The following is a 9,039-nucleotide window of genomic DNA, read 5'->3' on the forward strand; positions in this document are numbered from 1 at the left end:
AGGTGGGGCGGTTTGTAACGCAGGATCCGATTGGGTTATCTGGCGGGTTTAACCTGTATCGCTATGCTCCAAACACAGGAAGTTGGACCGATCCACTGGGGTGGAGCTGCTGGGCTGCTAAAAACGTAGCCGGTCGAAAGGTGTACCAAAGAAATGATATTTTTGATCCCAACTACGTTGATGATTTGGGAAGGACAAACGTTCAAAGGATGAGCAAAGGGGATGCGCCAATAGGAAAAGACGGAAGCGAAGTGAATCTCCACCACCTTACCCAAGACGAACCTGGCTCAATGGCAGAAATCCTCAGCAGTTTTCACTCAAAAAATGATCGAGTGCTGCATATGTACTCTAATCAGTGGGATAAAAGTTGGGTTGGGTCGGATGGTATTAGACGGCTTTATAATAGCGCACCCAAGAGTATGAATCGTGGGCCGTTTAATACATGGAAGAAAAGTTACTGGAAGGAAAGATCATTGGATTTCGGAGTCTGAAGTATGAGCTATATTGATTTGATTGAGGCTGAGATTAATGCATCTGGTGAAGATCCTGCATATGCAGGTGGCGCTAGCGACTCCCTGATAGCTGAGTTTGAAAGAGAATTGGGGGTTGGTTTTCCGGATTCGTACAAGTTGTTTCTTAAGAGGTTTGGTGCTTTGTCATTTGCCGGTGAGACGTACTATGGGGTTACTAAGAGCGGGTTGGCCGCTACCGCAATCCCTAGCGTTATATTTGCTACAAAAAACGCACGATCTCTTGGTGATGCCGATAATGGAATGATCGTCATTAAGTCTTCAGGATATGGCCCTATATATTCAATTGATACTTCTAGCATTGGAGAGGCAGGAGAGCCTGTAGTGGTGGAGACGGAGCTTTCATTTAAAAGAGATGGCGAGAAAAATGTCATTTCCAAAAGTTTTGAAGATTTTTTTTGTGACTCTGTCAGGCAGTCTATTAAAGATCTTTAATGTTGCGGATGGCGAGTGACGTGTAGGTTATCTGGTATGACGGTAGGGGGGCTTTTGGGGGTGGGTAGGGTGCAGCGAATGGCACGTGAAAGGTTGGAAAGCGGAAAATACGCTGTAGACAAAATTACAGCGCGACTATTATGAGTGCAGAAATTTTTTATTTGGTTGATTTTTGTGGAGCGTCATGCGGTCAGCCTGAATTTATCTCAGGTGAGTTCAATTGTGATGAGTGGGAGTGGGATGAGTTTGATCCTGGAGTAGAAAGTGTTGTTGTGGAGAGGGTTTATAAATTTAAAGTGTTGGATCGAACAATAAAAACGCTTGATGTGGATTTTTTAGGGTCTCCGCACAATCTAGTGTCAGCACGCTTTCTTGAAGTCTGCGATAGTTTAAATGTTAGGTATCGATCAGTGCCGGTTGAACTAAAGCTTGCAAGTGGAGTGATCAGTGGTGAGTATTTTATTTTTATCCCTCTGGATGCTGTAGAGTTACTGGATCAGGCTGGGTCTAAATTTTTTTTGGAAAAGGATTTAAATACTAGTGAGCCAGTATTTAATCGGTATCATCCTGCTGTGCCAGTTTATAGCTGGATAAGGCAGTTCTCTGCAAAAAGTGGAGTTTGTGAGAGTTTTTTTGTTTGTATCGAAATTATGAAGTGGGTCTGTAGCGAGGAGTTTAAGGTTGAGGCAGAGAAAAAGTTGGCTGGTTTGAGTTTTAAACCAATAGATAGTGAGTTTGTTTTTGATCCGTGGGGTGAAATGTCCTGAGTCTGTTCGTCTTGTGCCAATAAACGCTTTGGCTATTTTGAAAGGCCGTGACAGAGTTGATGGATGCGCTCTTTTAATATCATTATGCTGTGGTGGAATAGGGGGGAAGGATCTGCCGCCTGGCACAATAACTGATCTGAGATTGTAATATGATTGATATTGATGAAGAGTGTAAAAAAATAGAAGGGTTTGAGTTTTTCTCAAGTATGGGGAGTGTTGGGTCTAAAGATAATGATTTTTTATATATAGAAAGCGTTCGGAAGGTTTTTTTAGAGCCGTCTGAGTCTGAGTTTGATGGATGCTATGAGGGTGTTGAGTGGCTGCCCACATCCCCAGCTCAACCCGATCCGTTTTATGATATTCCTAAGCCGCCTTCAGATCTAGTCGCTATGCGAATGAAAGTGAATAAGGCAGTAATGGCGGTTGCTAAAACTATTGATAAGAACAAGTTCATTTGCACGCCGCATGATTTTAACCTTGCGGCAAGAAACGCGGTGTGTTTTGCCTTTAGGTAATATGTGTCTGAAAGTTATTATGGGCTTGGTGATCGATGGTTGGCGATAATAAAATTATATTATTCTGGTCGTTGGCCTGTTGGTTTGGTTAAGGATAAAATAGTTGTTATTTAATTTTTAGTGGGGGTCTTTCAAATTTTGTCGAGGTGTATTTCGCTCTTCAATAAGGACGGTCATTAGATATCTGGTGATTCAATGCGCCGTTTCAGCTAAGTCGACGAGTTGCCAGTAAAATATTCAAAGAGATATTTTGGAGCTGATATGGCTGATAAAGAAATTTCATTGCGTGCGTTAGAGCGTGTAAACAATTTTTTGGCCGAAATGAATTCTTGGGAAGCAGAGTTTTTCAAGATTCGAAAAGAGAATTTAGCCGGAGAAGGGGATGGTCCTGAAGTAAAAGTTTCTTTTGGGAGTAGGCTGGAAAGTATACTAAATAAATTTGCTTTTAAAAATAAAAGTAATTTTGGTCGTTTGATAGACTTGGGTTGTGTTAATCCGCCCACGTACGATCCGCAGTCTGACGTTGTAGAGGTCATTTCTATGAGTGGCGATGAAGTCGTTTTTCAGATACAACAAACTGTTGGGGTAGAGGTTACATCGCGGATAGTCATGGTTTGTAAAGCTGGTGAGTGGAAAATTAAGAAGAAAGAAAGTTTGGGTTATGACGATAAGTGGAAGCGTTCACCTTTGTAGTATGAGCTGCTGAAATGGAATCAGTGGTTTTTTTCACATGCGCTGAGCGAGCTTTCAAAGCGTTCTAATGGTGTAAGCGGAGTTGGGTGTAATCTGTAGAGTTAAATAAGTTCTTTAAAATCTAGTTTTGTGAGTGGCTACAAGCCTTTGTCTTAGTTGCACTCTTCACTCTCCACTCATTTACCGCATTGCAATGGGTAGGTCATAAATTTTGAAAACGCCTCAGGATAGCGCTATATAAAGGGGGCTAGATGAAAGAGACTGATCTGATAGGTTTGTTGCGAGAAATATCAAATGAGTTAAAACAAGCTCAGGCAGTGCGCGGAGGGACAGATCTACGCTCTATTATCGAAAATTACGAAAGGGTAGTAATGCTCTTGCTTGGAGGTAATTTAACCGATAATTTAATCAGGTTTTCGCCTAGGGAGTATTTAGCGATATATAGTGATTATGAGAACCCGCTGCTTGAAAAAATGGATTTCGCACAGAGGGAAGTTAATGGTTTTTTGGTTGTCAGACCTTGAGTGCTTGATGTTTTTTCGACGCTATTTCTCTTCTTGATGCGGTCACTAACGCCATTTGTCGTTCGTTCTTTAAAAACTCATCGAAGTAAGTGGCTGCCAACTTTGTCTCAGTCACTTTCTCTATAGTAATAATCGACGTCCGGCGCAAGTCACACATACCTGTGGTGGAATACCCTGGCCCAGGTCGAACGCTTCCAGGATTGCTCGGGTAAAAACACCACCTACCGCTTCGACGAGCGCCAGCATCTGGTCGCCGTTACTGATGCGCTGGGTCAGACCACCACGCTGGAACGCAAGCCTGACGGCGAAGTGCTGCGCATCAATCATCCGGACGGCAGCGCCGAGTCCTTCACCTACAACGCCCTCGGCCAGGTGCTCAGCCATACCGACGGCAAAGGCCAGACCACGCGCCTGCTACGCACCGCCCGAGGATTGCCGAGCAGCCGCCAGGACGCCAAAGGCCAGCGCATCCGCTACGAATACGACCCGGCGATTCGCCTGACGGCGCTGATCAACGAAAACAACGCGGCGTACCAGTTCGCCTACGATGCGTGCGACCGGTTGATCGAAGAAAAACGCATCGACAACCTGACCCGACGCTTCAGCTACAACCCCGGCGGGCATCTGACCCAGGTCGATGAAACCGGCTACGGCGAACGCGGTGAACGGCCACAACGCCGCACCGAATTCGAACGCGATAGCATTGGCCGGTTGCTGGCCAAACTCAATGCCGATGCCCGTCAGGATTACGTGTATGACGACGCTGATCGCCTGCTGTCGATCCAGCGCCTGCCGACCGCGCAGGGCAAGCAAATTGGTGTCAGCGAAGAAACGCTGGAGTTCTCCTACGACCTGCTCGGGAGGCTGATCCAGGAGACCACGGCGCAAGGCGCCTTGTCCTACGAATACGACCCACTGAGCAACCTCACCACGTTGACGCTGCCCACCGGCCAACACCTCAATCACCTGTATTACGGCAGCGGCCACCTGCACCAACTCAACCTCGACGGCCAGTTGATCAGCGACATCGAGCGCGACGACCTGCACCGCGAAGTCCTGCGCACCCAGGGCACGCTCACCAGCTGCTTCGGCTACGACGCCATGGGCCGCAAGAGCTGGCAGTTCGCCTCGCGCCTGCCGGCGGAAAAACTCTCGCGCCTGCACAACCCCGGTATCCAGCCCGACCTGCTGGTGGAGCACGCCTACAACCCGATCCACCGCCGCCACCAGTACGACCCGGCCGGCGAGTTGACCCGTACCCTCGACAAACTGCGCGGCGAGATCAAGTACGAGTACGAAGCCAACGGCCAACTGCACAGCCGCGACACCGGCCAGTTGCTCGACAGCGAAGAATTCCGCTACGACGCCGCGGCGAACCGGCTGAACTTCAACACCAGCCAGTTTGATCACGTCAAAGACAACCGCCTGAAGCGCTGGCGGGACCAGGAATATGCCTACGATGCCTGGGGCAACCTGATTGAAAAACGCAGCGGCACGGGCACGCTGCAGACGTTTGTTTATGACTGTGAGAATCGCTTGGTCAAGGCCGAGACGCTGGTCAACGGCAAGCTGGAAAGTACCGGTTCTTATCGGTACGACAGCCTGGGGCGGCGGGTTGCCAAGGTTTCAGAGGTCAACGGCAAGACCGAGCATAAGCACTTTTTGTGGCAAGGCCTGCGGATGTTGCGTGAGGAGCGACCGGGGCAGAGCAGTCTGTACCTGTATGAGCCGGGGAGTTATGCGCCCTTGGCGCGGGTGGATCAGGCAGAGGGTGAAGAGCAGCAGCTTTATTACTTCCATACTGATCAGATTGGTACGCCGCTGGAGATGACGGACGCGGACGGGAGCATTGTCTGGCAGGCGACGTACAAGGCTTGGGGGGCGGTTGAAAAGCTGGCGGTCAATGACATCGAGCAGAATTTGCGGTTTCAGGGGCAGTATTTCGATGACGAGACGGGGCTGCACTACAACACGTTTCGGTATTACGATCCGGAGGTGGGGCGGTTTGTTACGCAGGATCCGATTGGGCTGTTGGGCGGAGATAATCTCTATCAGTATGGGAGTAACCCTTTAGGTTGGATCGATCCATTAGGATTAGCATGTTCGTCTCTTCATGAAAGGGTAGTAAATGATGCGAACAAAGTCGCATCTGCTGGAGGTGAAATCACCGCCAAACAAGCTCAAATTTTGAGAGGAAATCTACCCGTTGTTCAGCGACGTACTGTGTTTCAGAATCAGATGGCACGGAAAGAATTTGTGGGTAGTCAGAACTATTTGATGAAACAATGGGAAGCTAACACCGGTAGAGTATGGCCATCTGGTGCAACTCCCCATCACATCGTACCTTTGGAAAGTGGTGGCGCGAACAAGTGGTGGAATCTGATGCCGACACATGGCACGTTGCCTAATCACTCTTTGCCTGGGATTCCAGTTCCGCATGCCGCAGGTGGGGTTCTAAGGAGCACGATTCAACAAGGAAGAAAAGCTCTGCCACTTGGTACAATAACTGATTTGAGATTGTAATATGATTGATATTGATGAGGAGTGTAGAAAGATAGAAGGGTTTGAGTTTTTTTCTAACATGGGAGGTCGTGGGCCTAAAGATGATAATTATATATATATAGAAAGCGTTCGAAAGGTTTTCGTGGAACCATCTGAGTCTGAGTTTTATGGGTGTTATGATGGTGTTGAATGGTTGCCCACATCCCCAACTCAACCTGATCCGTTTTATGAGATACCTAAGCCACCATCGGACTTGGTCGCCATGAGGATTAAAGCGAATAAGGCAGTAATGGCCGCTACTAAAAATCTTGACAAGAGCAAATTCATTTGTGCGCCGCATGATTTTAGCCTTGCTGCAAGAAATGGGGTGTGTTTTGCCTTTAGGCAATATGTGTCCGAAAGTTATTACGGGCTTGGTGATCGATGGTTGACAATAATCAGATTATATTATTCCGGTCATTGGCCTGTTGGTTTCTTTAAAAACAAAATAGTCGTTATTTGATTTTGGTGGATAGAGCGGAAAAGGAACGGAAAAGGGGACAGGGGAAAAGGGGACTGGAAAAGGGACGACGGAAAAGGGGGGAGATTTATTTTGAAGTAATGTCTAGTCCTGAAATAGGTTTACACCTGTTTCACCCCAACGCCCGATGCACCGCATCGGGCGTTTGTATTTCAAAGACAGGTGCGGTCGCTCGCCGTTATAGATCGATACCGACTCACTCACCATCTTCTTCGCCTGCGTCAAATCCTGCGGTCGCTGGAGCATAAGCTCTGTCTTTAATATCCCGTTGACCCGCTCTGCCAAGGCGTTTTGGTAGCAGTCATAGCCGTCCGTCATCGAACACCGGATGCCGTGTTTCGCGTGCAGTTCCTGGTACATTCCCGAGCAATACTGGCTGCCTCTATCCGAGTGATGGACCAGCGACTGCTGCGTTCGACGGTGTTTCACCGCCCGGCGCAACGCATGCGCTACCGACTCGGCGTGCAGGCTTTCATGGACGTGATAGCCCACGATCTTTCGCGAAAAGCATCCGTCACAAGGCTCAGATAGGCCACGCCTTCCTGAGTGGGCAAATAGGTGATGTCAGCCACCCAGACTTGTTCCGGGCCGCTTGCAACAACCTGATCAGGACCGGGCTTGAGCAGGTTCGGATGGCGCCGAAAGCGATGATGGCTGTCGGTCGTCTTGTGGTAAGCCCGCCTGCGGGCCACCAATAAACGCCTTTCACGCAGAATCGAAAACAGTCGATCTCGACCCACTTGCAGCTCAAGTTGAGGCTGGCACTGCAGCAAGTAATGCAGCTTTCGGGTGCCCAGACGTGGCTGCCGCTGGCGCTTTTGCTGAACGTAATCGGCAACTTTCTGATCCAGAACGAGACGAGCAGCATCGGCGCGATTACGTTTGTAGTAAGCCTGGCGGCTTATCCCCATGAACTGGCAAGCCCTGCTGATACTCAGGTTTTGGACTCGCTTTTGCGCGAGGACTTGCCGGGACGCTTTTTTATGACAGAGAGGCCGTAGTCATTTTTCAAGACATCCACGACAGCTTCGAAAAACTGCGCTTTCTGATTGGACAGAGCCAACTGCTCTTCAAGTTCTTTGATGCGTTGCTCTGGCGTCAATGGTCGGTTTTTGTCGGGCATAGACCCCATCCTCGGCGAGCCAATGTATGTGCCCGGGCTCCAATCCTGCCGACCGTGCTTGCGTAACCACGTCAGAACGGTCGTTTTGCCTTGAATCCCGTAGCGCTCCTGAGCCTCTTTATAACTCAGCTCGCCTTTTTCGACCTGGTCGACGACCGACAATTTAAAAGTCAGCGTGTAGTCTCGCTGACTACGCCTTTTTGCTGATTCCATTACGCCCTCCTGAAAATAGATCAGAAGGTGTAAACCTTATTCAGGACGGGACATAAATAAATCTGCCCCCTTTTTCCTTTTACATGCGGACCACATCGTTCCCATGAAGCAAATTACGGAAATGGATGGTTTTAACAAACTTTCCTTTGGTAATCAGCTGGAAGTATTAAATCATAAGCCGAATTTTTCGCCCTTGAGCGAAACTGCAAATACTTCAAGGGGGGCTAAGACATACGAACAATGGACGCGCTACAAAAAAGGAAATGTGGATGTTGATCCTGCCTTTAGACGTAGTATGATGGAGCGTGCGGCGAAGCTCGAAGTTGAACTGCAGGAAAAAATTTATAGCCTTTTGCCTTAGAAGGAGTCGAAAGTGATTACATTGGAATGCGTGGTAGAACAAGTTAAAACTTCTTTTGTCGGTCGTGATGTGTATTTTTCGCCGAATGAATTGCCCGTGAATGTAATTATTCCTGCGGAGTGGAAAGAGTTTGGTGCTGTTTTTTCTGAGAAACCTAAGTTTCCCACAGCATGGAATTCTTTTGCTGGTAAAATGCCTTGGGTGTTGTCCTTGCTAGATACATGCTTGGTCGGCACGTTTGTCTTGGGTGGCGAGAAAGTTGAATTGTTATATGTCTTCCATGATGCTAGTGGTCTTTATTACTATGTCGGCGGGTTGCCACTAAGTAGCTGTCCATTGAAGTCAGATAAGATCAATCTGATTGCGGGTAGGTTGTCGGATTTCTATTTGCATGTACACAATGGCTTCACTTTTTTTCCCGCGCAATCAATGGGGCCTCAAAAGATCGAAGACTTTTCATGTGTGGCAGATTTAATTGATGAAGAAGAAACGAGCTTCGCAGCAAACTGGGTCACAATTTTTTCTAATGGGGGCGGGGATTATTTAGCTGTCGATATAAATAATCATGCGGATGATAAAGGTGTTATCTGGTGGCATGAGCAACCCATGGAGCCGGAATTGGGTATAGATGTTTTTGAGGTGATGGATACGTGGATTTCTATATTTCTGGAAGATACACAATCACGAAGTGATGTATTGATAAAAGAATCTAAATTCAAAGCTTAAATTCGCCTGAAAAAATACTATGGCCTGCGACATCCAGATGAATTACCCCGACTACAGGGCCTGGCGCACCCCAAAAGAAACCTCATCGCCGAAGTCGACGCCCTCGGTCACACTGCCGAATACCTCAACG

10 protein-coding genes and 1 pseudogene are annotated in these 9,039 nt (G+C 48.0%); 10 read left to right on the forward strand and 1 reads right to left on the reverse strand.

Going from position 1 to position 9,039, the window contains the following annotated elements:
• The 8 genes from ACM6G4_RS15725 to ACM6G4_RS15760 form a co-directional block, all read left to right on the forward strand.
• The coding region (locus tag ACM6G4_RS15725) for an HNH/ENDO VII family nuclease (RefSeq protein ID WP_414914058.1) at positions 1–491 on the forward strand (491 nt) is incomplete at its 5' end.
• Positions 492–494: 3 nt separating this feature from the next.
• Positions 495–965: an SMI1/KNR4 family protein gene (locus ACM6G4_RS15730; protein ID WP_414914059.1), complete on the forward strand. Its 471-nt coding sequence runs from the start codon at positions 495–497 to the stop codon at positions 963–965.
• 140 nt (positions 966–1,105) lie between these two features.
• Positions 1,106–1,732 carry a hypothetical protein gene (locus tag ACM6G4_RS15735; RefSeq protein WP_414914060.1) on the forward strand — a complete coding sequence of 209 codons (627 nt, stop codon included), beginning with the start codon at positions 1,106–1,108 and terminating at the stop codon, positions 1,730–1,732.
• A gap of 149 nt (positions 1,733–1,881) precedes the next feature.
• Entirely contained in the window at positions 1,882–2,247 is a 366-nt protein-coding gene (locus tag ACM6G4_RS15740) for a hypothetical protein (RefSeq protein ID WP_414914061.1), read from the forward strand.
• 261 nt (positions 2,248–2,508) lie between these two features.
• Positions 2,509–2,940, forward strand: coding sequence for an NTF2 fold immunity protein (locus ACM6G4_RS15745; RefSeq protein ID WP_082562948.1), 432 nt, complete (start codon positions 2,509–2,511; stop codon positions 2,938–2,940).
• Between the two features lie 251 nt (positions 2,941–3,191).
• Positions 3,192–3,464, forward strand: a complete 273-nt coding sequence (locus ACM6G4_RS15750; RefSeq protein WP_056724197.1) for a hypothetical protein — start codon at positions 3,192–3,194, stop codon at positions 3,462–3,464.
• Positions 3,465–3,773: 309 nt separating this feature from the next.
• Complete coding sequence (locus ACM6G4_RS15755) at positions 3,774–5,987, forward strand: RHS repeat-associated core domain-containing protein (protein ID WP_414914062.1); 2,214 nt, start codon at positions 3,774–3,776, stop codon at positions 5,985–5,987.
• A 1-nt stretch (position 5,988) separates the two neighbouring features.
• A complete protein-coding gene (locus tag ACM6G4_RS15760; RefSeq protein WP_223542545.1) occupies positions 5,989–6,468 on the forward strand; it encodes a hypothetical protein in 480 nt (159 codons plus the stop codon).
• Positions 6,469–6,598: 130 nt separating this feature from the next.
• On the opposite strand, the pseudogene ACM6G4_RS15765 reads toward ACM6G4_RS15760, so the two are convergent.
• Positions 6,599–7,822: pseudogene (locus tag ACM6G4_RS15765) on the reverse strand (IS3 family transposase).
• Positions 7,823–7,925: 103 nt separating this feature from the next.
• Between ACM6G4_RS15765 and ACM6G4_RS15770 the strand changes: the two are divergent.
• The gene (locus ACM6G4_RS15770) at positions 7,926–8,183 is read left to right on the forward strand and encodes a hypothetical protein (protein ID WP_223542544.1); all 258 of its coding nucleotides are present in this window, start codon (positions 7,926–7,928) and stop codon (positions 8,181–8,183) included.
• A 12-nt stretch (positions 8,184–8,195) separates the two neighbouring features.
• Entirely contained in the window at positions 8,196–8,909 is a 714-nt protein-coding gene (locus ACM6G4_RS15775) for an SMI1/KNR4 family protein (RefSeq protein ID WP_056724005.1), read from the forward strand.
• Positions 8,910–9,039 lie beyond the last annotated feature (130 nt).

The sequence above is a fragment of the Pseudomonas sp. IT-P258 genome (assembly GCF_949767825.1).
GTDB classification, from domain to species: Bacteria; Pseudomonadota; Gammaproteobacteria; order Pseudomonadales; family Pseudomonadaceae; genus Aquipseudomonas; species Aquipseudomonas monachiensis.

Excerpts from the sequence above, each read along its gene's own strand:
- ACM6G4_RS15735 (WP_414914060.1), top strand. The coding sequence starts at position 1,106 with ATGAGTGCAGAAATTTTTTATTTGGTTGATTTTTGTGGAGCGTCATGC.
- ACM6G4_RS15745 (WP_082562948.1), top strand. The coding sequence starts at position 2,509 with ATGGCTGATAAAGAAATTTCATTGCGTGCGTTAGAGCGTGTAAACAAT.
- ACM6G4_RS15770 (WP_223542544.1), top strand. The coding sequence starts at position 7,926 with ATGAAGCAAATTACGGAAATGGATGGTTTTAACAAACTTTCCTTTGGT.
- ACM6G4_RS15750 (WP_056724197.1), top strand. The coding sequence starts at position 3,192 with ATGAAAGAGACTGATCTGATAGGTTTGTTGCGAGAAATATCAAATGAG.
- ACM6G4_RS15760 (WP_223542545.1), top strand. The coding sequence starts at position 5,989 with ATGATTGATATTGATGAGGAGTGTAGAAAGATAGAAGGGTTTGAGTTT.
- ACM6G4_RS15730 (WP_414914059.1), top strand. The coding sequence starts at position 495 with ATGAGCTATATTGATTTGATTGAGGCTGAGATTAATGCATCTGGTGAA.
- ACM6G4_RS15740 (WP_414914061.1), top strand. The coding sequence starts at position 1,882 with ATGATTGATATTGATGAAGAGTGTAAAAAAATAGAAGGGTTTGAGTTT.